Source organism: Aestuarium sp., from assembly GCF_023253315.1.
GTDB classification, from domain to species: Bacteria; Pseudomonadota; Alphaproteobacteria; order Rhodobacterales; family Rhodobacteraceae; genus Marivivens; species Marivivens donghaensis.
Genome location: NZ_JALRGW010000018.1, coordinates 14,373 through 37,762, shown reverse-complemented (window position 1 = coordinate 37,762; position 23,390 = coordinate 14,373). Strand labels below are relative to the sequence as shown.

Genomic DNA, 23,390 nt, shown 5'->3' with positions numbered 1-23,390 from the left:
ATGCCGAATATTGTGATCGAATGGCTCGACGGGGCTGATACCGACATCGCGTTGCCATCCTACGAAACGGCGGGGGCGGCTGGTGCGGATGTGCGGGCCAACTTTGCCCCCACCGGTCGGGAGGGTGTCACCATCGAGGCGGGCGCACGTGCGCTGATCCCTTGCGGGTTTCGGATGGAAATCCCCGCTGGCTATGAGGTGCAGGTCCGTCCACGTTCTGGCCTCGCGCTCAAACACGGCATCACCTTGCCGAATACGCCGGGCACTATCGACAGCGATTATCGCGGGCCTGTTGGGGTGATCATCCTCAACACGGGGTCCGAACCATTCCACATCGCCCACGGCGACCGCATCGCCCAGTTTGTGGTCGCACCTGTGGTTCAGGGGCAGTTCACGCTCGGCTCTGGTTTGTCCACAACCGCACGTGGCGAAGGCGGCTTTGGCTCGACGGGGCGTAAATGATCACCGTTTTTGCGATGATTTCGGTCATGTGGGGCATTGGTTGGGCGATGAAAGTTCCCCACCGTGTGCGTTGGGGCATGACGGGTGTTCTGATGGCGGCGGTGCTTTTGGCGAATATCGTTTTGCCCGCTGGCAATCCATTGCGCCAAGCGACTGGTGGCGATGCGCGTCTTTGGGCGCTGATCATCGGCGCGGGTGTTGTGATCTATATTTACCGCCTCGGCCTCGGTTGGATTAAAACCAAGGTCGCCGCTAAGGAACCAGTTGTCACCACCCCGACCAAGACATTTTCGGACAGCGAACTCGATCGCTACGCCCGCCACATGATGCTTCGTGAAATCGGTGGGACGGGGCAGAAACGGTTGAAGCAAGCGAAGGTGCTGGTGATCGGCGCAGGGGGCCTCGGGTCGCCCGCGTTGATGTATCTCGCTGCGGCGGGGGTCGGCACAATCGGTGTCGTGGATGATGACACCGTCGATAACTCCAACCTCCAACGCCAAGTGATCCACACCGATGCCCGTATCGGCCAGCCGAAGGTGCATTCTGCCGCAACGGCGATCAAAGCACTGAACCCGTGGATCGAAGTGCGTCCCTATGCGCGGCGGTTGGACGAGGACACGGCAGAGGCTCTTTTCGCCGACTATGATCTGATCCTCGACGGAACCGACAACTTTGCCACGCGCTATATGGTGAACCGCATAGGGGTGAAACTGGGGAAACCGCTGATTGCCGCCGCGATGACGCAATGGGAAGGCCAGATCTCGGTCTATGACCCAGCCAATGGTGGCCCCTGTTTCCAATGCGTCTTTCCAGAGGCGCCAGCCGCAGGGTTGGTCCCGTCTTGCGCAGAGGCGGGTGTCCTCGGCCCTCTCCCTGGGGTGATAGGGTCGTTGATGGCAGCGGAGGCGGTCAAGCTGATCACAGGCGCGGGCGAAACTCTGCGCGGTCGGTTGATGATATATGATGCACTCTACGCGGATAGCCGCATGATGAAGACCAAATCGCGGGCAGATTGTCCCGTTTGCGGAACATCCCACGACTAGCGTGTGAATGGCTCTGGCGGTTCCCCTTGGACGGACCTAGACTCTGCCCAAGTATAGGAGAACCCGATGACAAACCCGCTGCTGAACGATTGGTCCACCCCCTTTGGCTTGCCACCCTTTGATGCGATTTCTGACGATGATTTCGCACCAGCGGTCGATGCAGCCTTGGCCGAGGCGCGGGCGAATTATGCAGCGATTGTTGCTGAGCCAGAGATCACTTTTGCCAATACGGTTGAGGCGATGGAGCGCACGACAGCAACGCTCGACCGTGTGATGGGGGCGTTTTATGCGCTCGCTGGTGCCGATGCGAACCCCGCGCGCGAGGCATTGATGCGGGAATTTGCGCCGAAAATGTCGGCCTTCTGGTCTGAAGTCACCACCAACGAGGCGCTCTTTGCCCGCGTGGAAACCCTGTGGGAGCAGCGGGATGATTTGGGTCTGAACGCCGAACAGTCGCGTCTGCTCTACCTGTCCTACCGTGGCTTCGTTCGCGCGGGATCAAAGCTCAAGGGCGCAGAGGCCGACCGTCAGACCGAAGTGAAATCGCGTCTCTCTGTCTTGGGCACACAGTTCACCCAGAACCTTTTGGCCGACGAACGGTCATGGTTCATGCCGCTGGCTGAAACCGACCTGAACGGACTGCCGGACTATGTGGTCTCAGCTCTGCGCGCGGCAGGAAAAGACAAGGGCCAGAACGGCCCCGTTGTTACCCTGTCCCGCTCTGTCATCGTGCCGTTCCTGCAAACCTGCCCGAACCGCGATCTGCGCCGCAAATCCTATGAGGCATGGACCGCCCGTGGCGCAAATGGCGGCGAAACGGATAACCGCGCGATTGCGGCGGAAATTCTGGCCCTGCGGGCTGAACGCGCCAAACTGCTCGGCTACGAAGACTTCGCCCATTATAAACTCGAAACCGAAATGGCGGGCACGCCTGACGCGGTGCGCGGTTTGTTGATGGATGTCTGGGGCCCCGCGAAATCCCGCGCCGAAGCGGATGCGCAAATTCTCGAAAACATGCTCCACAATGACGGTCACCAAGGCCCGCTCGAGGCATGGGACTGGCACTATTATTCCGCCATCCGCCGCAAGGCCGAGCATGATCTGGATGAAGCCGAGGTCAAACCGTATTTCCAACTCGACCGCATGATTGATGCCGCCTTTGCCTGCGCCAATCGCCTGTTCGGGCTAGAGTTCAAACCGACCGAAGGGCCGCAATATCATCCCGACGTGCGTCTGTTCGAGGTGACACGCAATGGCGAACATATCGCGCTCTTTATGGGCGACTACTTTGCCCGTGGGTCCAAACGCTCTGGCGCATGGTGTTCTGCGATGCGCAGCCAGAATAAGCTGGATGGCGACGTGCGCCCGATTGTGATCAACGTCTGCAACTTTGCCAAACCAGCCGAGGGGCAGCCTGCGCTGTTGTCCTATGACGATGCCCGCACCCTGTTCCACGAATTCGGCCACGCGCTGCACCAAATGCTGTCGAATGTGACCTACGATTCCATGTCGGGCACATCCGTTGCCCGCGATTTCGTCGAACTGCCGAGCCAGCTCTATGAACACTGGCTCGACGTGCCTGAAGTGTTGGCCGAATTTGCCGTCAACGCGGCAGGAGAGTCGATGCCTGCGGAACTTCTGCAAAAGGTGCTGGGCGCTGCGACCTATGACATGGGATTCCAGACGGTCGAATATGTGGCCTCGGCCATTGTGGACCTCGAATTCCACCTCGGCACACCGCCCGCTGATCCGATGCAGAAACAGGCGGAAGTGCTAGAGGCTATCGGCATGCCCCGCGCGATCCGTATGCGCCACGCCACCCCGCATTTCGCCCATGTGTTCAGCGGCGACGGCTATTCCAGCGGCTACTACAGCTACATGTGGTCCGAGGTCATGGATGCCGATGCCTTTGCCGCGTTCGAGGAAAAAGGCGATGCCTTTGACCCTGAAACCGCTAAAGCGCTTGAGGCGCATATCCTCTCGGTCGGGGGCACTGTGGATGCGGCAGAACTCTACACCCGCTTCCGTGGACGGCTTCCGGGTGTTGAAGCGCTGCTTCAAGGCCGTGGTTTGCTCGACGTCGCGTGATGCTGCGCCGGATTTGGCTCAGTTTTGTAATGCTCTGCCTCGTCGCGGCCTGTTCAGGTCGCCCGGGACCAGAGGTGCTGACCCCGATCCCCGACGTTGCGGACGGGGCGAAGGTGATCCGTATTTACGCGGTCACCACACGCACGGCGGACGAGGCGCCGCTGTTAGGGTTCGACAACACGCCGAGCTTTGAACTGGCCTATCGCTATTACGATATTTCGGTGCCGCCGCACCGTCGGGCAGGGCAGGTGACATGGCCCAGCCGCACCCCCGATCCGTCCAAGCAATTCGTTGTCGTCGGCAGTGGAATTATGGAGCGGCCCGATTTCATGAGCGAGGTCATCGCCCGCAACCGATCCAATGGGTCTGGTGAGGTCGGTATTTTTGTTCACGGCTTTAACCAGCGGTATCAAGAGGCGCTGTTTCGACTAGCCCAATTGACGGCGGATGCGGGTGGCAGCAACGCACCGATCCTCTTTGCATGGCCGTCGAACGGGCGACCGCTCGAATATATCGGCGACCGTCAGGCCGCGATTTTCTCGCGCGAGCCATTGGCTGAACTGATGGACGATATCGTTAAGCGCAACGGTAAAACGTTGATCTTTGCGCACTCCATGGGTGGCTTCCTCACGATGGAGGCGATGCGGACGTTGAAACTCGAAGGCAAGCAATCGACATTGGATAAGTTGTCGGTGGTTCTCGCTGCGCCCGATGTCGATCTGTTCCTCTTCCGTCGCCAGATGGAGGTCATCGGCGAAATGCGCGAACCCTTGTCAGTCCTCGTGTCGCCCGATGATCGCGCCTTATTGCTGTCGTCACGCGTTGGCGGCGGTCGGCCTCGGCTCGGGGCATTGGACGTGAGCGATCCAGAGGTGGCCTCGGTCGCTGAGGATTTTAACATTCGGATTATCGACGTGAGTTCCGTGGAATCTGATCCGCTGCGCCATAGCCGCTATATCAACCTCGCCACGCTCTATACCGCCCTCGAAGGGCAGGCGAGCGGACGCACCGACCTCGCGACGGCAGGGACATTCGTGTTCGATGCGATTGGTCAAGGGCTTTTGCTGCCCGTAAACGTGCTGACGCGGAATTAGGAATAGCGCGCGTCGTCGGGGTGGGGTTCGACCCCGACGGGATCCTTGTGGATCAGAACGTCTGCATTGGTGTGCTTTGCAACAATGGCACGACGAAGCGCGGCACCGATGCTATGCGCCTCTTCCAGCGTCTGCGATCCGTCCAACTCGATATGAAGGTTCACGAAAACGCGGCTCCCTGCTTGGCGGGTTTTGAGGTCGTGAAACCCGTGAACCCCGTCGAAGTTACCCGCGATGTCTGCGATAGAGGCGATGATTTCGTCATCTGCTGCACGGTCCATTAGGGCGTCCCACGCGCCTTTGCCGATCTTGAGCGCGCCGTGGAACATGATCAGCGCCGCGACGATCGCCACCGCGCTATCCACCCAGCCCCAACCGAAATTCGCATTGAGCCAAAGTGCCACAATCGCGCCGATCCCAGGGATCAAGTCGCCAATGTAATGGAGACTATCGGCGGCGACCACGCGGCTCCCTGTTTTGCGGGCGACGTACCGCTGCCATGCGACCAGCATCAGGGTCAGCACAATCGACAGTGCCATCACCGAAACGCCCGCTGACTCCGAGCTGATATGAGCCGATTCAGGTTGTGACAATCGCAACACCGCAGTGCCCAAAATGGCGGCGGCAGAGACGATGATGAAAAGGGACTGACCCAGCGCAGCGAGGTCTTCGGCAGAGGTATGCCCAAAGGTGTGATCGTCGTCTGCGGGCTTTGCTGCATAGGCGATAGCCGCCAATCCGCCCATCGACATCAGCAAATCCAGCGCACTGTCCGCCAGCGTTGCCGCAATGGACAAAGCGCCCGTTGCCCAGAGCGCCCACATCTTTGCCAGCACCAGCGTAATCGCGACGATGACTGAAAACACACCCGCAGAGAGGTTCAGCTTGTTACCAGAAGTCGTCATGCGGGCCCCCTTGCGTTAGGCCGTTCTGTTTAGTCGAGCACTTCGTCCGCGCCAACACCCCAAATCGCCGATTTCGGTGCCCAACCTTTATAACCAGCGGTGCTCAACTGGCACCAGTTCAGGGTGCATTCTTCGATCCGCGCGACGACGCCCGCTTCGAGGATCGCTTCTTGGGGGCTGGATTCGTCTTGGCGTGCGTAGAGCGGCTGCATGTCGGTGTCGATGATCACCGTCCGCACGCCAGACAGCATGATATAGTGGACCCAACCGCCCAATCCGTCACGATCCACCACACGGCGCCAGTTTTCGTATTCGGCAGTCACCTGCAGCGGCATGTCGCGGCGCGCAAAGACCCAATCGATGCGGTGAGAGGTTGATGGCCCACGACGCACGTTGGCCTCATTCGCCTTGAGCGACACAAAACGGGGCAGCGGCAAACCCGTAACAGGACCCGTGCGAAGCTCTGTCTGATCCTCTGCGGTTTCGTTTTCTTCTGCGATGGCAGGCAAAATACCACCGATGAGTGCGATAACCACCGTAAGGGACCGCAGAAAAGAACGCATCTTACCACCTGTTTGCCTGTTTAGACGCAATGGGCGTTTGGCCACTCTTGTATCGCGTCGATCATACGGGCAATCTGCCACTAAGAATGCCTGAAGGAAAGTCACGGAGGGGGCAAATGGCCGGTAAACAACTGAGTGTTGTCGTCACGCGACGGTTGCCTGATGTCGTTGAGACCCGCATGAAAGAGCTATTCGATGCGCGTCTGCGGGATGACGATACCCGCATGACCCGCGAAGAGCTCTTGGCCTTGGTCCCTCAGGCGGATGTTCTGGTCCCCACATTGACCGATAAGATCGACGCAGACGTCATGGATGCCGCCAACGGTCGGCTGCGTTTGATTGCGAACTACGGGGCGGGGGTCGATCATATCGATGTTGAGGCGGCCCGTGACCGCGGGATTATGGTCACGAACACGCCGGGCGTGATGACCGAAGATACGGCCGATATGACGATGGCGCTGATCCTCTCGGTCGTGCGCCGCATCCCCGAAGGCATGACCAAAATGCAAGAAGGGGATTGGACGGGCTGGTCGCCTACGGCCATGCTTGGCGGTCGGATTGCGGGACGGAAGCTCGGTATCCTCGGAATGGGGCGGATCGGTCAGGCGGTGGCCCGCCGGGCTGCGGCTTTTGGTATGTCGGTTCATTACCATAACCGTCGCCGTCTGCGGCCGGAAACGGAACAGGCGCTGAATGCGACGTGGTGGGACAGCCTCGACCAGATGGTCGCGCGAATGGACATCATCTCGATCAACTGCCCGCATACGCCGGGGACGTTCCATTTGATGAACGCCCGCCGTCTGAAACTGATGAAGCCGTCAGCGGTGATCGTGAACACCTCTCGCGGTGAAGTGATCGACGAAAACGCGCTGACACGGATGCTGCGCACGGGCGAAATCGCAGGCGCTGGCCTCGATGTGTTTGAACACGGGACCGAAGTGAACCCGCGATTGCGTGCACTGCCCAATGTCGTTCTCTTGCCGCATATGGGGTCGGCCACGGTTGAGGGACGGATCGAGATGGGCGAGCGGGTGATCCTTAACGCACATACCTTTGCTGACGGGCACCGTCCGCCGGATCAGGTTCTTCCGTGGATGGTGTAACCTCCCTTTACCTACCGTGAATTTGGATTAGCTTCGTTGAACATGGTCCTTTGGGAGGAGGAGCACGATGTTCACCGGAGAAGTGCGTCAGGCCGTTGATCGGTCGGTCCTATGTTGGCTCGCCAGCGTCGATGCGAACGGCCAGCCCAACGTCAGCCCCAAAGAAATATTCTGCGCCATCGATGACGTGACCCTGCTGATCGCAGAGATCGCAAGTCCGATATCACGCCGAAATATCGCCAAAAATTCAAAGGTCTGCGTCAGCTTTATCGATGTGTTCCGCCAAAAAGGCTACAAGGTCGTCGGGGACGCGCGGTTGATCCTGCCTGATGAGCCAGAGTTCGACGCCATCGGCGGCCCGATCAAAGCGATGATCGGAACCGCGTTCCCCTTACGCGGGTTGATCCGTGTGGATGCCGTCCGCGTGTCACCCATCGTAGCGCCCAGCTACCAGCACTACCCCGATAGAACTGAGGCAGAGCAGGTGCGGCAGGCGTTCAAGACCTATGGCGTGAGGGCCGTGGATTAACGGTAAACCTCGTCCTCGGTCGGGAAGGCACGGGATTTCACGTCCTCTGCATAGCGACGCACCGAATCTTCGATCATCGGGCCGAGCTGGCCGTAGACCTTAACGAACTTTGGTGTCCAAGGGTTCAGACCCAGCATATCTTCGAGCACTAGGATCTGCCCGTCACAATCCGCCGAAGCGCCAATCCCGATGGTCGGAATGTCGATTTGTTTGGTGATCTTCGCGGCGAGCGGCTCGACCATGCCTTCCAGTACGACGGCAAATGCACCAGCCTCGGTCACAGCGCGGGCGTCCTCTTCGTGGAGCGGCCAGCTATCTTCATCACGGCCTTGGGTTTTGAAACCGCCCATGACATGCGAAGACTGTGGTGTGAGGCCGATATGAGCCATCACGGGAATGCCGCGCTCAACGAGGAACCGAATGGTCTCTGCCATCCGTTTGCCGCCCTCAAGTTTCACCGCGCCACAGCCCGTCTCTTTCATGATTTTGGCCGCATTGCGGAAGGCCATGTTCGGGCTTTCCTCATAGGTGCCAAAGGGCATATCCACAACGATCAGCGCCCGCTTGGTGCCGCGCACAACAGCCTTGCCGTGCATGATCATCAGATCAAGAGGCACGCCCACCGTCGATTCCATCCCATGCATAACCATGCCAAGGCTATCGCCCACCAGAATGAAATCCGCGAACTTATCGACGATCGCCGCGGTATGCGCGTGATACGAGGTTAGCGACACAATCGGCTCACCGCCTTTGCGACGTGCGATTTGCGGCACGGTGATACGGCGGATGGTTTCGGTTTGGGTGCTCATAGGGTGATCTCCCTCTGGTCAATAAGCAGGACAGGGTCGTCTACGGGGCCAAAAGCGGCCGAAATCATGATCCCGATGGTGCCCGATGGGCGACCGGAAACGGGGGCGAGCGTGAGGGCCTGCACGATGTCCACATGCGGATCGCGAGCCCGAGGTTCGGTTTCGATGGTATCACGGATCGTCTGGGCAATCGCCTCTACCGTCGCGCCAGTTCGGGCGGCGGTTTCTGCGGCGATCAGCGAACGGTTCAGGATAACGGCGGCGCTGCGATCCTCTGGCGTGAGGCGCATGTTGCGGGACGACATGGCCAGCCCATCTGCCTCGCGCACGGTGGGAACACCGCAGACCTCTGTCGGGACATCCAGATCACGCGCCATGCGGCGGATCACCTGCAATTGCTGGTAGTCCTTTTCGCCAAAGAAGGCGGCGTCCGGCGAAACCTGGTTGAACAGTTTCGTCACCACAGTGCAGACCCCGCGATAGTGGCCAGGGCGCACCAGCCCGTGCAGCATATTGGCGAGTTTCGTTGTTTCAACGATGGTTTCGGCCCCGTCGGGATACATAATATCAACCGAGGGCATAAAGACCGCGATCACGCCCGCAGCCTCTAGCATCGCGCAATCGGCCGCTTCGGTACGGGGGTATTTGTCGAGGTCGGCCTGCTGTCCAAACTGCGTCGGGTTCACGAAAATCGACGTAATCACGGCGTCGTTTTCGGCCTTCGCTGCAGCGACCAATGACATGTGTCCAGCGTGCAGCGCACCCATCGTCGGAACAAAGCCAACGGTCTGCCCAGATAGGCGCAAATCACGAACGACAGCGCGGACCTCTGCAATGGTTCGACAGATAATCATGTCCCCTCCCAAGGTGTGCTGCGAATGTGTAGCCCCCCTGCCGAACTGCGGCAAGCGGCGGAGAGGGGGAATAACGCTAACGGTGACCTAAGGTCGGACGGTTATTCATTGTACCTGCGACAACCTGTCCGTGTTTGGGGGCTAGCAATCCTGAATTAAAAACTCCAAATATAAAATATAAAAAAATTAGGATATGATAATATGAAAGCCGCAACCCTTGGATTTGTCCTTTTCGCTGGAACAGCAACCGTCGCATTCGCCCAAGGGCCGATGGCAGAGTTCATGAACGAATGGGATGTGGATGCATCTGGCGCTGTCACCATCGAAGATTTCCATGCCCGTCGCGGTGATCAGTTCTATATGTTCGACCTGAACGAAGACGGCAGCATCGACGCCGAAGAACAAGCCAACATGGACGCAACCGTCGCCTCTGCGATGGAAGCAAATCACGGTGATGGTAATGGCAACGGTGGTGGTCATGGTGCGGGTGGTCCGGGTGCGAAAATTCACGCAACGATGACAACCGAATATGCCGATACCAACGGCGATGGCGCGATCAGCGCAGATGAGTGGACAGCCGCAACGGAACGCCTCTTTGCAGAGTTGGACACCACGGGTGACGGCGAACTTTCACCCGCAGATTTTGGTCACTGAGTTACTTCCCTTTGTCAGTGATCGACGCGCCGTTCCTGTGATCAGGGGCGGCGCTTTGTTTTCGGGCTGTCGGTTTTGGACAGTCGTATGTCGTCTGGTTCCGTTATGGCCTGCGAGTTTCGGGCAAAAGTGACGCCAAGTCCAAATGGAGTCGCCAAATGAAAACCCATGTTCGTGCCCTAGTCGTCGGCGGTGGTGCCGTCGGTACCTCGATTGCTTACCACCTTGCCAAAGCTGGCTGGGAAGATGTCATGCTCTTGGAGCGTGACGAACTGACCTCAGGCTCGACATGGCACGCTGCCGGTCTGCTGCCGCTGTTCAACATGTCGTTTGCGACGACTCACATCCACAAATACTCGGTCGATTTCTATAAATCGCTTGAGGCGGAAACTGGCCTGAACGCTGGCTTCTCGATCTGCGGCAACCTGCGTATGGCCCAGACCCAAGAGCGCATGGACGAATATATGCTCTATTCGTCTGTTGCGGAAACCGCAGACGTTTACCACGAATTCCTTACCCCGAACGAGATCAAAGAGCGTTGGCCGCTTGTCCGCACTGACGACCTCAAGGGCGCGCTGTTCCACCCGCAAGACGGTTACATCAACCCTGCTGACGTCACCATGGCGATGGCAAAGGGTGCGCGTCAGCGCGGTGTGATCATCGAACGTAAGTGGCAGGTTGACGGCTACAAATGGACCGGCGACCACTGGGAAGTCACCGTCACCAAAATGGGTGAGCGCGGCGGCAACCTCGTTGCGACCGAAGAATCCACAGTGATCCACGCAGACCACGTTGTGACCGCAACGGGTAACCACGCACAGCGCACTGCGAAACTCTTGGGCATCAAAATCCCTGCGATCCCTGTTGAGCACCAGTTCATCGTGACCGAGCCCGATCCGGCGCTGGTTGAATACCGCGCAAACGGTGGTGCAGAGCACCCGGTTCTGCGTGACGCCGATGCGAAATGGTATGTCCGCGAAGAGCGCGGCGGCTGGATCCTTGGCCCGTACGAGCGCGGCGCACCTGCACGTTTCCAATACGGCGTTCCAGATAGCTTCCGTGCGGACCTCTTCCCGCTCGACCTCGAGCGGATCGAAGAAGAATACATGGCGATGATCCACCGTATTCCGACCTCCGAGACTGTTGGTCTCAAGGACGACTTCAACGGCCCGATCTGCTACACGCCGGATGGCAACCCGCTCGTTGGTCCGGCTCCGGGTCTGCGCAACATGTGGCTGGCTGAAGGTTTCTCCTTCGGTATTACCGCTGCAGGCGGCACTGGCTATTACCTTGCTCAGATGATGGTAAACGGCGAAGCCGAGATCGACATGGCGTCGCTCGACCCGAAACGCTACGGCTCGTGGATGACCACCGATTACGCGGTGAAAAAGAACGAAGAATGCTACGAGCACGTCTTTATTCTCCACCACCCCGACGAAGAGCGCGAAGCTGCACGTCCGCTGCGCACCTCGCCTGTCTACGACCGCCAGAAAAAGCTCGGCGCACAATTCGGCCAAGTCAACGGCTGGGAACGCCCGAACTACTACGGCCCTGTTGATGCACCGTCGTCGTTTGACCACGACAGCCGCAGCTTCCGCCGTGGCGCATGGTGGGAATACGCAGTTGCCGAAGCCAAGGCCGTTCGCGAAACCGCTGGTCTGATCGACGCAACCGCCTTCACCAAACACATCGTCAAAGGCCCAGGTGCGACGGCGTTCCTCGATTGGTTCACCACCAACAAACTGCCGAAGGTTGGTCGTATCAACCTGACCTACGCACTGACCGAAGCTGGCACCACCCGCACCGAATACACCATCGTTCGTCTGTCTGAGGACGAATACTATTTGGTGTCCGCAGGTGCATGGACCGACTACGATGCGGACTACCTGAAGAAATGCATCGAAGACAAAGAAGCCGAGTTTGGCCGTATCGAAATGCAGAACGTGACCACTCAGTGGGGCGTGTTCGCAATCGCAGGTCCGAAGTCGCGCGACATTCTGAAAGAGGTCATCAAAGACGTCGATCCAGATACCGCGCTGTCGAACAAACGTTTCCCATGGCTGTCGGCTCGTCAGATCGAACTGGGCATGTGCCCTGTGAACGCGATCCGCGTGGCTTACACGGGTGAGCTGGGTTGGGAACTTCACCACCCGATCGAAATGCAGAACTATCTGTGGGATCTTCTGATGCCTGCAATGGAGAAGCATGGCGGTAAATTGGTTGGTGCCCGTGCACAGAACTGGCTCCGTCAGGAGAAATCCTACCGCGCATTCGGCACCGAACTGGGCCGTGACGCGACCCCGATCGAAGCTGACCTGCCGCGCTTTGTTGACCTCGGCAAAGAGTTCAACGGCAAAGCTGCGATGGAGAAAATCGGCGTTCGCTCGAAGTGCGTCACTCTGCTGATCGACGGTCCGGCTGATGCGGACCCGTGGGGCAAAGAAGCGCTGCGCGATCTGGACGGTAACTACGCTGGTCGTCTGACCTCGGGCGGTTATTCGGTCGCCTTCGGCAAACAAATCGGCATGGGTTATGTGAAGCCTGCGCTGGCCGAAGTTGGCACGAAGCTCAAGGTTAAGATCATGGGCGAGCTGTGGGATGCGACAATCGTCGAGGACAGCCCCTACGATCCGACAAACGCAAATATCCGCATCGACGGATAACGAAAAAAGGGCGGTCCAAGTGGCCGCCCTTTCAATTTGTTAACAGTTGTCAACTAGTTAACGGAATCTTACTGGCGATAGAGCAGGGATGTGTTCCGCCCCGATGATTGGGTCGCGGCCTGTCACGAGGGCTTCGACCAGATCACGGACGGCAGGGGCGGTGATAAACCCATAGCCGCCTTGCCCGCCGCACCAAAAGAACGTCTCGTCCAGAGGGTCTGGCCCCACGACCAAAACGCGGTCGGGCGAAAATGTCCGCAGACCCGCCCAGTTTGCAATCAGGCGTGTGACCTCCATCGTGACGTTTTCTTCGAACCGCGCGAGCCCTTCGGCGAGGACCATATCGTCAGCCCATGCGTCATGGGGTTCGGTCGGGTCTTCTTCGGCAGGTGACACGATCAGGGCACCCGCGTCGGGTTTCATATACCATTCTTCGCCTGCGCCAAAGACCATCGGCCATGTCGCTGGGTCCATGCCGTCTGGGGCAGGGATGCGGGCCATCGAACGGCGCAGGGGTGTAAATCCAATCTGTGCAATCCCCGCCATTTCCGCAACTTTATCGACCCAAGCGCCAGCAGCGTTGACGATGTGTTTCGCGGCGAACTCGGTCCCGCCTGCGGTTACGGTCCAGCCGTCAGCGGTGCGGGTGATTGCGGTGACAGGGTGGCGGGTGAGGACTTGGCCACCGTGGGCGCGGATGTCCTTTGCGTAGGTTTGCATCAACAGATCGGTGTCGATGTCATAGACGGCCTCGAGGTAGGCAGCCCGCGTGATCGCATCGGTGTCGAGGATTGGACAGAGGGCCTTGGCCTCCACCAAAGTGACCTCAGTGAGGCCCATGTGGGCGACGTCCTCTTCGAAGGCGGATTCTTGCCTTGCGAGACCGACGACCATCACGCCACGGGGGAACAAGGTGCCCGCGTCCTTTAGCCCATCATACGACGCACGGCCCAAGGCTTGAACGGCGGGTTTACCGTAGCTCGGTTCATACAGCGCGGCAGAGCGGCCAGAGGTGTGGTGGCCCAATGTGTCTTCGGCCTCGAGCAGAACGACCGATCCGTGAGGCGCTAAACCTGCGCCCGCAGATAGTCCTGCAATGCCGCCGCCAATAACCAGATAGTCGATCATTTCACCCTCCTTCAGTGTCGGGTGCGACCCTGCCACGGAGTGCGGGAACGAAAAAGGGGGCGCCTGAGCGCCCCCTCAAATTCAGGAAAATCGCCTGATTAGGACGGGATATCGCCTTCGATTCCTTCGACGAAGAAGAACATGCCAGCCAAATCGCCGTCATTGGCAATCTCGCCTTCAGCGAGCCAAGCCGAACCGTCTTGTTTGTTGATCGGGCCAGTGAACGGGTGGTAGGTGCCCGCAGCGATCGCGTCGCGCATGGCTTCTGCTTCTGCTTTGGCTTCTGCCGGAACAGCGTCAGAGATCTCACCGATGCCGACCATGCCAGCGCCGATACCGTCCCAAGTGTTCACGGAGCCCCAAGTGCCGTCGATGACTGCCTGAACGCGTTCGATGTAGTAGGGCGACCAGTTGTCGATGATCGACGAGATGCGTGGCATCGGGCCGTATTCTGCCATGTCAGCAGCCTGACCGAAGGTGTAAACGCCGCCAGCTTCTTTTGCAGCCTGATGCGGTGCGGTGGAGTCGGTGTGCTGAAGAACAACGTCACAGCCCTGTTCGATCAGAGCTTTTGCAGCGTCTGCTTCTTTCGCAGGGTTCAGCCATTCGAAGATCCAGATGACTTTGAATTCGACGTCAGGGTTAACCTTTTTCGCGTGCAGGTAAGCCGAGTTGATACCGCGGATAACTTCTGGAATCGGAACCGACGCGATGTAGCCGATTTTGTTCGACTTGGTGACGCGACCAGCGAGGGTGCCTTGGATCGCGCGGCCTTCGTAGAAACGAGCCGAGTAAACGGATACGTTGTCAGCCTGCTTGTAGCCAGTTGCGTGTTCGAATTTCACATCAGGGAAGTTCGCAGCGACGTTGATGGTCGGGTCCATGAAGCCGAACGAGGTGGTAAAGATGATGTCCGCACCGCCGAGAGCCATCTGCGTGATAGCGCGCTCTGCGTCAGGGCCTTCTGGGACGTTCTCTTGGTAAACGAAGTCTACCGCGTCGCCGAAGTGGTGAACCATTTCCATAGCGGAGTGGTGGTGGTGCTGTGTCCAGCCGCCGTCATTGATCGGGCCGACGTAGATAAAGCCAACTTTGGTTTTGTCCTGAGCGCGAGCCGGAAGGCCGAGTGCTGCAGCCATTGCTGCGCCAGCACCAGTAGCAAGGAGCGTTCTGCGTTTCATATTGTATTCTCCCAATTGGACCAGAGAGCAGACTCTGGCGGTTAGTTTTCGTCCCTCAGGTCGAGGGGTGGAAAGATTTGCCCAGCGATGCGGGCGCACGTCCTGCGCGGATCATCACGAGGACGACGATAGTCGCGAGGTATGGTGCCATCGACAAATATTCTACAGGAATTTTCAAGCCCTCAGCCTGCAAGTTAAGCTGAAGGACAGTAACCCCGCCAAAAAGATAGGCACCTGCGATCAAACGCCACGGCTTCCAGCTGGCAAAGACGACGATGGCGAGCGCGATCCAGCCAGCGCCAGCGGTGATACCGTCGATCCACTGGGGCACACGCACGAGGCTGATGTAGGCACCCGCGAGGCCCGCACAGGCTCCACCGAACATGATGGCAAGGACGCGGACGGCGCGGACGTTATATCCCAGCGCGTGGGCGGCATCGTGGTTTTCGCCAACTGCCCGAAGGATCAGGCCTGCGCGCGAGTATTTGAGGAAGGCCCAGACGCCCGCGACGATGGCGACGCTGAGGTAGACCATCACATCGTGCTGGAACAGGATCGGGCCGATGACAGGAATATCAGCGAGCAGCGGGATGTGAAGCTTGGAAACGGTCAGATCTGGCGACCCTTTCGCGCCTTGACCGATCAGCGATGACAGGCCTAGACCGAACATCGTCAGGCCAAGTCCCGTTGCAACCTGATTGGTCAGCAGGAACTGGGTCAACACGGCAAAGATCAGCGACAAAGCCGCGCCCGCCGCTGCAGCGCCGACAAACCCGAGGTAGGGGTTCCCGCTGGAATGGCCAGCTATATAGCCGCAGACCGCGCCAACGATCATCATCCCCTCAACGCCGAGGTTCAGGACGCCAGAGCGTTCGACGACCAATTCGCCAATCGCAGCCAAGAGGATCGGGGTCGACGCAACCATAAGCGCCGCAAGTAGGAGGATCGGGTTGATATCCATTAGCGCACCTCTGCCTTGCCGATTTTGAAACGGTAGTTGGTCAGAACGTCCACGGCCAAGAGGCAGAACAGCAGCATCCCTTGGAACGTCAGGATCGCGGCTGAGGGGAGGTTCAGTTGGGCTTCGGCGGCTTGACCCCCGATATAGGTCAGCGCCATCAACAGCCCCGCGAGCAGGATGCCGATGGGGTTTAGGCGTCCGAGGAAGGCCACGATGATCGCGGTAAAGCCATAGTAGGACGGGAACGACCCGAGGATTTGACCTGAGGGGCCAGCGACCTCGAACAAACCTGCAAGGCCAGCCATCGCGCCAGAAAGGCCGAGGCAGACAATGATCAGCTTGTTCGCGTTCACGCCAGCAAAGCCAGCTGCACGGGGGCTTTGCCCTGCGAGGCGGACGTTAAAGCCGAACTGGTGACGGGTGAACATGACATAGGCCACGACCACGGCAAAGACGGCGGTCAATGCGCCCCAGTGGAAACCCGTCCCGCTGATCAGGTCGAGGTTTGCGGCGGCGGGATATTGGCGCAGGTTGCGGCTGCCCGGCATGCCGTAGCCTTCGGGGTTGCGCAATAGGCCGATTGAGAAGGCCTTGATCAACACTTCGGCCACATAGACCAGCATGAGCGACACAAGGATTTCGTTGGTCTTAAAGAACACACGAAGGAGCGCGGGGATCATCGCCCAGAGGAACCCACCCAAGGCCCCCGCGATAATCATCAGCGGGAACAGAACCCAGCGGGTGTCATAAGGGTAGACCGCCAGTGCTACGCCAGCGCCGCAGATCGCACCGATGATGTATTGTCCTTCGGCACCGATGTTCCAGATGCCTGCACGGAATCCGAACGACAGGCCCACGGCGATCAGCACAAGGGGGGCCGCCTTTTTCACCACCTCTGGGCGGTAGAAATGCGCGAACTGGCCAAAGACTGGGTCCCAGAAGATGGTTTTGATTGCGATGACGGGGTCTTTGCCCAAGATCGCGAAGAGCCCCATCCCGAGGATGATGGTCAGCACCACAGCGAGGAGTGGTGCGCCATAGGACCAGTTTTTCGACGGCTGTGGCCGTTTCTCAAGCCTCAACATGAGCGGCCTCCATATCATGTGCGCCACCGAGCATTAGACCGATCCTCTCCATCGTGAGGCCAGCGGTAGGCACGGCGGGGGACAGGGTGCCTTCGTTCAGGGCAGCAAAACGGTCGGCGATTTCCAAAATCTCGTCGAGGTCTTGGGAGATAACAACAACGGCAGAGCCTTCGCCCGCGAGGTCCAAGAGCGCCTGACGGATCGCAGCGGCGGCAGAGGCATCAACGCCCCATGTCGGCTGGTTCACGACCAGAACGCGCGGCTTTTGTAGGATTTCCCGCCCGATCACGAATTTCTGGAGATTGCCGCCAGAAAGCGCACGGGCCGCGGTCTCTGGACCAGGGGTCCGCACGTCAAAACCTTCGATCACAGAGAGGGCAAAGTCGCGGGCGCTCGGCCAATCAAGGAAGCCGTTTTTCGAAAGGCCCAACCGCGTCTTTGCCGTCATGAGCGCGTTTTCTGTGAGCGTCATATCGGGGGCGGCGGCGTGACCGTTGCGTTCCTCGGGCGCGGCGCAGAGGCCGATTTTGCGGCGTGTGTTCGGGTCGAGGTCGCCAATGGCCTGACCGTCGAGCGCCACCATCGCAGCGTCGACCGGCATTTCACCAGAGAGCGCCGCGACGAGTTCGTCCTGACCGTTGCCTGCAACACCGCCGATGCCGAGGACTTCACCTGATTTCACAGAAACGCAGATGTTTTTCAGGGCGGTGCCGAATTGATGCGGGGCGGGGGCGGTAAGGCCCTCGATCACCAGAACATCGTCGCCCAGTGCTTCGCCATCGCGTTTCGGCGTCATCAGCGTGGTGCCCACCATCAGTTCCGCCATATCGCGGCTGGTGGTTTCGCGGGGATCACAGGTGCCGACGACCTTGCCCAGACGCAGAACGGTTGCGTGTTCGCAGAGCGCACGGATTTCTTCGAGCTTGTGCGAGATGTAGAGGATCGACGTTCCCTCGGACGCCAAAAGGCGGAGGGTGCCAAAGAGAATCTCTACCTCCTGAGGGGTCAGAACACTGGTCGGTTCGTCCATGATCAGGAGTTTCGGGTCTTGGAGTAGGCAGCGAATGATCTCGACCCGCTGACGTTCACCCGCCGACAGATCACCGACGATGCGGTCGGGCGACAGTGGCAGGCCGTAGTTTTCTGATACCTCGCGGATGCGCTGAGCGAGCTCGCGTTGTTTCGGCGGATTCTCCATACCGAGGGCGATGTTTTCCGCGACGGTCAGGGCATCAAACAGGGAAAAATGCTGGAAAACCATAGCGATACCAGCGGCGCGTGCGGCGCGGGGATCAGTTGGGGTAAAGGGCGAACCCTCTAGCGTCATGGTGCCAGCATCGGGGCGAACGAGGCCGTAGATCGTTTTGACGAGCGTCGATTTGCCCGCGCCATTCTCACCGAGGAGCGCGTGGATTTGGCCTTTGCCAATGGCAAAACTGATGTCGCTGTTGGCGACGACGCCCGGATAGGCTTTGGTCAATCCCTGTAGGTCGAGAAGCGTCACGTTGTCCCCGTTTCTTTGTCTTGGTCGCTATCTGCCCGCGCAAGCAGGCGTGTGGCAACCCCCAAGGCAATCGCCTGTGGGTGTTTTCCTAACGTCGGATCGCCTATTGGGCAGGCAATGCGCGAAAATTGTGCAGGTGAATGACCCAATGATGTCAGTCTGTTACGGAAGCGTGCCCATTTTGTGGCCGACCCGATGAGCCCAAGCGCAGAAAATCCGCGCGACAAAAGCGCATGGCATAGGTCGAGGTCGATTTGGTGACTATGGGTCAGGATGATGTGCTCTGCCGATTTCGGCGCATGGGCGGCCAAGAGGGGCGGATCGGCGGCGATGACCTTTGTCACGTCTGCGGGGATCGTTTTGGGGAACCGATCGCGGGCGATGTCGACCCATGTGATCGAAAGGTCGGGCAGCGGCGCGAGGACATTGACCAGCGCTCGTCCAACATGGCCAGCGCCCCAGACCCAGAGGTCACGAGTTTGGACAGGGGCGGTTTCGATCAGCCAACCCTCGACGATCAGGGGCACCAGTTGCGGTGGCATGGTGGCCAGCCGATTGGCCATTTTCGCGGGTAACGTCGATGCGGGGCGAAGGGGCCGCGCGTAGGGCAATTCGCTGGGCAGCGACTGCGCGTCAAAGACCTCAATCACCAAGGTCACGGAACCCCCGCAGCATTGCCCCAGTTCAGGGCCAAGCGGGTAAGTCCGTTCGCTGATCCCGCCGCGCCCAATCATAGCGCGGGCATCGCGCACCGCGTCCCACTCTAGCCGACCACCGCCGATGGTGCCGTCTTGCCCGTCTTGCCAAACGACCATCGAGGTTCCCGCCTCACGCGGCACCGAACCCGCCGTGCGCGTCACAAGCACGCGGGCAAAGGGGCCACGCGCTGCGCAGTGGCGCAAGTATGTCAGGTCGAACGTCACGCCTGCACCCGTTTCACAGCCATTAGGATACGCTCTGGTGTGGCGGGAGCGTCGAGGTCAGGATAGCGATCCCCGCAAGCGGCGACAGCATCCGAGAGCGCAAGGAAGGCCGAGATGCCCAGCATGAACGGCGGCTCGCCCACGGCTTTGGACCTGTAAATCGTGGCTTCGGGGTTTTCGCCGTCGACGAGGTCTACGTTGAATATGGGCGGTCGGTCGGAACAGGCAGGGATTTTGTAGGTCGAGGGCGCGTGTGTGCGCAGCCGACCGTGGTCATCCCAAACCAGTTCTTCGGTGGTGAGCCAGCCTGCGCCTTGAACGTAGCCGCCTTCGACTTGGCCCTTGTCCAGCGCGGGGTTCAGCGATGCGCCGACATCGTGCAGAACGTCCGCCCGCAGGATACGGTTTTCACCTGTGAGCGTATCGATGACGACTTCGGTGACGGATGCACCGTGGGCAAAGTAAAAGAACGGTCGCCCTTTGCCAGCCTCGCGGTCCCACGAGAGGTCTGGGGTTTTATAGAACCCTGTGGCGGATAGCCCAACGCGGGCCTGATAGCACCGCATCGCAGCCTCGGCGAAGGTGATGGATTGGCCGTCCCACGTGACCATACCGTCCGCGAATGCGACGGACGCGCCTTGGCCCAAGAACTCTGCCATGCGGGTGCGGATGGCATCGCAGGCGGCGAGGACCGCCATGCCGTTGAGGTCGGACCCAGAGGAGGCAGCGGTGGCCGAAGTGTTCGGAACCTTCGCCGTGTCGGTCGCGGTGATTTTGACGGTTTCCGTTGAGACGCCAAACCGCGCGGCGGCGACTTGGGCAATTTTCTGGAACAGGCCCTGACCCATCTCTGTCCCGCCGTGGTTCAGCATGATGGAGCCGTCTTGGTAAACGTGGACCAGAGCGCCTGCTTGGTTCAGGTGGGTGAGGGTGAAGGAGATGCCGAACTTTACAGGGCTAAATGCGATGCCCCGTTTCAGGACCGGAGAGTTCGCATTCCACGCCGCGATCTGCGCCTTGCGGTTTTTATAGTCAGACGTTTCGAGCAGCCGTTCCGTCATGGAGTGGAGGAGGAAATCTTTGACCTCCATCCCATAGGGCGTGGTGTTCGGTTCTGGCCGATGGGTTTTGGGTGAAAACTCGGCCCCAAAGGGTTTGCCTGTGCCGATCGCTTTGGCTTCGGCGCCTTTGGCTGGGGCGTAGTAATTCAGGCGGCGCACCTCAACGGGGTCCATGTCGAGGTCATGCGCGATGTGGTCCATCACCCGTTCAATGCCCAGAACACCCTGCGGACCACCAAAGCCACGGAATGCGGTGGCGGACTGCATGTTGGTTTTCAGGCGATAGGACGTGATGGTTGCGTGTGGCAGAAGATAGGCGTTGTCTGAATGCAGCATCGCACGGTCCGCGACCGGCCCCGTTAAATCCTGCGCCCAGCCACCGCGGGTGATTTGGGTAAAGGCGATCCCCTTGATCCGACCCTTGTCGTCAAAGCCGACCTCATAGCCGATCCGAAAATCATGGCGTTTGCCTGTGATCACCATATCGTCGTCGCGGTCGTAGCGCATTTTACAAGCGCGGCCGGTTAGACGGGCTGCAACGGCTGTGGCAACGGCGAGCGCGTTGCCTTGGCTTTCTTTGCCGCCAAAGCCGCCGCCCATCCGACGGCATTCGACGCGGACCGCATGCATCGGCACGCCCAGCGCGTCGGCGACCTTGTGTTGGATTTCGGTCGGGTGCTGGGTCGAACTGTGAACGACCATGTCCCCGTTATCTTGGGGGAGGGAGAGGGCTGCTTGACCCTCAAGGTAGAAATGTTCCTGCCCACCCATGTCGAACTGACCAGTCAGGCGGCGGGGGGCAGTTTCAATCGCGGCCTTCGCATCGCCTTTGGACCACGTGCGCGGCCCACCTTCAAAGAAGCTACCAGCCGCCATCGCGTCCTCGACCGAGAGAATCGGTTTTTCTTCTGCGATCTCGATTTTAGCCAGACGGGCCGCTTTGCGGGCGTTCAGGTGGCTATCGGCGACGACCATGAAAATCGGTTGGCCGACGTAGTGAACCTGACCAACAGCGAGCAAGGGTTCGTCGTGGATCGACGGGCTAACATCGTTTGAAAACGGCAGGTCATCGGCGGTGAGGACGGCGACGACGCCTGTGGCTGATTTAACGGCTGAAAGGTCGAGCGAGGTGATCGTTCCGCGCGCTTTGGGCGACTGACCAAATGCGATGTGCAAGCAATCGCGCGGCGTGGGGATGTCGTCGATATACCGCGCAGAGCCAGTGACATGGAGCGGGCCGCTATCGTGGGGGAGGGGTTGGCGAACGGTCATACCTCGACCTCCAACACGTTGGTCGGCAGGCCAAAGGACTGCGCGAAATAGCGGCGCAACATGCCTCTGGCGGCCTCTAGTCGGTAGGCGGCGGAGGCGCGCATATCGGACATTGGGCTGTAATCGGTGCCGAGCGCATCGCAGGCGGCATCCAATGTGGCCTCGGTCCAAGGTTGCCCGATCAGTGCGGACATCGTAGCGCTGGCCAGTTTCGGCGTTCCCGCCATCCCGCCAAAGGCGATGCGTGCGGCTGTGACGTTTCCATCGCTTACTGTGATGTTAAAGCATCCGCAAACGGCAGAGATGTCTTGGTCGAACCGTTTGGAGAGCTTGTAACACCGCAGGTCTGGGGCGGACTTCGGGATCGTTACGGCCTCGACGAATTCGCCAGCTGCGCGGTCCTGTTTGCCGTATTCGATAAAGAAGTCTTCGATCGGGAGGTCGCGGCGGGTGTCGCCTTTGCGCAGGTGCAGCGTTGCGCCCAGCGCGATAAGGGCAGGCGGGTTGTCACCAATGGGCGATCCGTTTGCGATGTTGCCGCCGATTGTGGCAGCGTTGCGGACCTGTTCGGACCCATAGCGGCGGATCATTTCGGCGTAGCTGGGGTGGTGTTCGGCCATAAGGGTGCGAACATCTGTCATTGAGACACCCGCACCGACGCGGATCGCGGTGTCCGTGACCTCAACGGTTTTCAGGTCGTCGCATTGGTTGAGGAAAATCACCTGATCCAGATCGCGGAGCTGTTTGGTCACCCAAAGCCCCACATCCGTTGCCCCTGCCACGAGCGTCGCGTCAGGATTGGCGAGGTAAAGCGCGGCGAGGTCGTCGCTGGTTTTCGGCGCAGGGCCTGTCGGCTGTTGTGCTGCGACCCATTCGGCGTCCCGTTTCAACCACTCTGGCAGGGCGGCGCCCTCGGCGGAACGGGCGGCGCGGATGATCGGGGCGTAGCCCGTGCAGCGGCAGAGGTTGCCCGCAAGGACGGTGTCGTGATCGGTGCGGCCTTGGGCGTGACCCGCGACCATAGAGGCCACAAACCCCGGTGTGCAGAACCCGCATTGGCTGCCGTGTTGATCAACCAAAGCCTGCTGAACGGCGTGTAGTCCGTCTTTGCCGATGCCCTCGACCGTGCGGACAGCTTTGCCGTTCAGTTGGGGCAGGAACAGGATGCAGGCGTTCAGGGCACGCACAGAAGTGCCATCTTGCACGACGACCGTGCAGGCACCACAATCGCCTTCGTTACAGCCTTCCTTGGTTCCTGTGAGGCTGCGATCTTCGCGCAGCCAATCGAGTAGGGTCCGTGTCGCGGGTTGCGAGACAAGGACTGTCTCTCCGTTGAGAAGAAACGATACCTCCATAGGGTCTTGACCTGCCGCCTTACCAAAGGTCCAGAGAATGTCATTGGGCATCGATGCGGCGTAGAGGCCCACTCTCTTTATCCCTCTGATCAAAGCGATGCTTTCCTCAGTTGGCAAGAATTTTGTGTTGTAACCTGCCGTCCTTTGCGTCAG

General features: G+C 59.5%; 20 protein-coding genes. 8 read left to right on the top strand and 12 right to left on the bottom strand.

The features are described from left to right. The 4 genes from dut (at window position 1) to AC1QQ2_RS10080 (ending at window position 4,687) form a co-directional block, all read left to right on the top strand. Complete coding sequence (dut, locus tag AC1QQ2_RS10095) at window positions 1–462, top strand: dUTP diphosphatase (protein ID WP_479713039.1); 462 nt, start codon at window positions 1–3, stop codon at window positions 460–462. Next, on the top strand, window positions 459–1,505 hold the full coding sequence (locus tag AC1QQ2_RS10090; RefSeq protein ID WP_479713022.1) for a HesA/MoeB/ThiF family protein: 1,047 nt from the start codon (window positions 459–461) through the stop codon (window positions 1,503–1,505). Before dut ends, AC1QQ2_RS10090 begins: the two co-directional genes overlap by 4 nt. Window positions 1,506–1,571: 66 nt before the next feature. Then, a complete protein-coding gene (locus AC1QQ2_RS10085) occupies window positions 1,572–3,593 on the top strand; it encodes a M3 family metallopeptidase (RefSeq protein WP_479713021.1) in 2,022 nt (673 codons plus the stop codon). Beyond that, window positions 3,593–4,687: an alpha/beta hydrolase gene (locus AC1QQ2_RS10080; RefSeq protein ID WP_479713020.1), complete on the top strand. Its 1,095-nt coding sequence runs from the start codon at window positions 3,593–3,595 to the stop codon at window positions 4,685–4,687. The genes AC1QQ2_RS10085 and AC1QQ2_RS10080 overlap by 1 nt, the downstream gene beginning before the upstream one ends. On the opposite strand, the gene AC1QQ2_RS10075 is transcribed toward AC1QQ2_RS10080, so the two are convergent. Next, complete coding sequence (locus AC1QQ2_RS10075) at window positions 4,684–5,592, bottom strand: cation diffusion facilitator family transporter (protein WP_479713019.1); 909 nt, start codon at window positions 5,590–5,592, stop codon at window positions 4,684–4,686. The two genes, AC1QQ2_RS10080 and AC1QQ2_RS10075, sit on opposite strands and share 4 nt — an antisense overlap. Window positions 5,593–5,621: 29 nt before the next feature. Then, window positions 5,622–6,155, bottom strand: a complete 534-nt coding sequence (locus tag AC1QQ2_RS10070; RefSeq protein ID WP_479713018.1) for an SH3 domain-containing protein — start codon at window positions 6,153–6,155, stop codon at window positions 5,622–5,624. Window positions 6,156–6,271: 116 nt separating this feature from the next. On the opposite strand from AC1QQ2_RS10070, the gene AC1QQ2_RS10065 reads away from it, so the two are divergent. Together AC1QQ2_RS10065 and AC1QQ2_RS10060 are read left to right on the top strand one after the other, a co-directional pair. After that, complete coding sequence (locus AC1QQ2_RS10065; RefSeq protein ID WP_479713017.1) at window positions 6,272–7,258, top strand: 2-hydroxyacid dehydrogenase; 987 nt, start codon at window positions 6,272–6,274, stop codon at window positions 7,256–7,258. Between the two features lie 67 nt (window positions 7,259–7,325). Then, on the top strand, window positions 7,326–7,787 hold the full coding sequence (locus AC1QQ2_RS10060) for a pyridoxamine 5'-phosphate oxidase family protein (protein WP_479713016.1): 462 nt from the start codon (window positions 7,326–7,328) through the stop codon (window positions 7,785–7,787). Here AC1QQ2_RS10060 and panB read toward each other — a convergent pair. Both panB and panC read right to left on the bottom strand, forming a co-directional pair. Then, window positions 7,784–8,596 carry a 3-methyl-2-oxobutanoate hydroxymethyltransferase gene (gene panB, locus AC1QQ2_RS10055; protein WP_479713015.1) on the bottom strand — a complete coding sequence of 271 codons (813 nt, stop codon included), beginning with the start codon at window positions 8,594–8,596 and terminating at the stop codon, window positions 7,784–7,786. The genes AC1QQ2_RS10060 and panB overlap by 4 nt on opposite strands. After that, a complete protein-coding gene (gene panC / locus AC1QQ2_RS10050; RefSeq protein WP_479713014.1) occupies window positions 8,593–9,450 on the bottom strand; it encodes a pantoate--beta-alanine ligase in 858 nt (285 codons plus the stop codon). Before panC ends, panB begins: the two co-directional genes overlap by 4 nt. A gap of 201 nt (window positions 9,451–9,651) precedes the next feature. Here panC and AC1QQ2_RS10045 point away from each other — a divergent pair, with 201 nt between their 5' ends. After that, complete coding sequence (locus AC1QQ2_RS10045) at window positions 9,652–10,104, top strand: EF-hand domain-containing protein (protein WP_479713013.1); 453 nt, start codon at window positions 9,652–9,654, stop codon at window positions 10,102–10,104. 158 nt (window positions 10,105–10,262) lie between these two features. Beyond that, window positions 10,263–12,767 carry a GcvT family protein gene (locus AC1QQ2_RS10040; RefSeq protein ID WP_479713012.1) on the top strand — a complete coding sequence of 835 codons (2,505 nt, stop codon included), beginning with the start codon at window positions 10,263–10,265 and terminating at the stop codon, window positions 12,765–12,767. A 57-nt stretch (window positions 12,768–12,824) separates the two neighbouring features. Here the strand turns inward: AC1QQ2_RS10040 and AC1QQ2_RS10035 are convergent, their stop codons facing one another. From AC1QQ2_RS10035 to xdhA, 8 genes are all read right to left on the bottom strand, one after another. Then, a complete protein-coding gene (locus AC1QQ2_RS10035) occupies window positions 12,825–13,895 on the bottom strand; it encodes an NAD(P)/FAD-dependent oxidoreductase (RefSeq protein ID WP_479713011.1) in 1,071 nt (356 codons plus the stop codon). 98 nt (window positions 13,896–13,993) lie between these two features. Continuing rightward, on the bottom strand, window positions 13,994–15,076 hold the full coding sequence (locus AC1QQ2_RS10030) for a BMP family ABC transporter substrate-binding protein (protein ID WP_479713010.1): 1,083 nt from the start codon (window positions 15,074–15,076) through the stop codon (window positions 13,994–13,996). A 55-nt stretch (window positions 15,077–15,131) separates the two neighbouring features. Further along, the gene (locus AC1QQ2_RS10025; protein WP_105234347.1) at window positions 15,132–16,037 is read right to left on the bottom strand and encodes an ABC transporter permease; all 906 of its coding nucleotides are present in this window, start codon (window positions 16,035–16,037) and stop codon (window positions 15,132–15,134) included. Next, the gene (locus AC1QQ2_RS10020) at window positions 16,037–17,122 is read right to left on the bottom strand and encodes an ABC transporter permease (protein ID WP_479713009.1); all 1,086 of its coding nucleotides are present in this window, start codon (window positions 17,120–17,122) and stop codon (window positions 16,037–16,039) included. Before AC1QQ2_RS10020 ends, AC1QQ2_RS10025 begins: the two co-directional genes overlap by 1 nt. Beyond that, on the bottom strand, window positions 17,109–18,626 hold the full coding sequence (locus AC1QQ2_RS10015; RefSeq protein WP_479713008.1) for an ABC transporter ATP-binding protein: 1,518 nt from the start codon (window positions 18,624–18,626) through the stop codon (window positions 17,109–17,111). The genes AC1QQ2_RS10020 and AC1QQ2_RS10015 overlap by 14 nt, the downstream gene beginning before the upstream one ends. Further along, a complete protein-coding gene (gene xdhC / locus AC1QQ2_RS10010; RefSeq protein WP_479713007.1) occupies window positions 18,623–19,549 on the bottom strand; it encodes a xanthine dehydrogenase accessory protein XdhC in 927 nt (308 codons plus the stop codon). The genes AC1QQ2_RS10015 and xdhC overlap by 4 nt, the downstream gene beginning before the upstream one ends. Beyond that, window positions 19,546–21,882, bottom strand: a complete 2,337-nt coding sequence (gene xdhB, locus AC1QQ2_RS10005) for a xanthine dehydrogenase molybdopterin binding subunit (protein WP_479713006.1) — start codon at window positions 21,880–21,882, stop codon at window positions 19,546–19,548. Before xdhB ends, xdhC begins: the two co-directional genes overlap by 4 nt. Next, the gene (gene xdhA / locus AC1QQ2_RS10000; RefSeq protein WP_479713038.1) at window positions 21,879–23,237 is read right to left on the bottom strand and encodes a xanthine dehydrogenase small subunit; all 1,359 of its coding nucleotides are present in this window, start codon (window positions 23,235–23,237) and stop codon (window positions 21,879–21,881) included. Before xdhA ends, xdhB begins: the two co-directional genes overlap by 4 nt. Window positions 23,238–23,390: the final 153 nt, after the last annotated feature.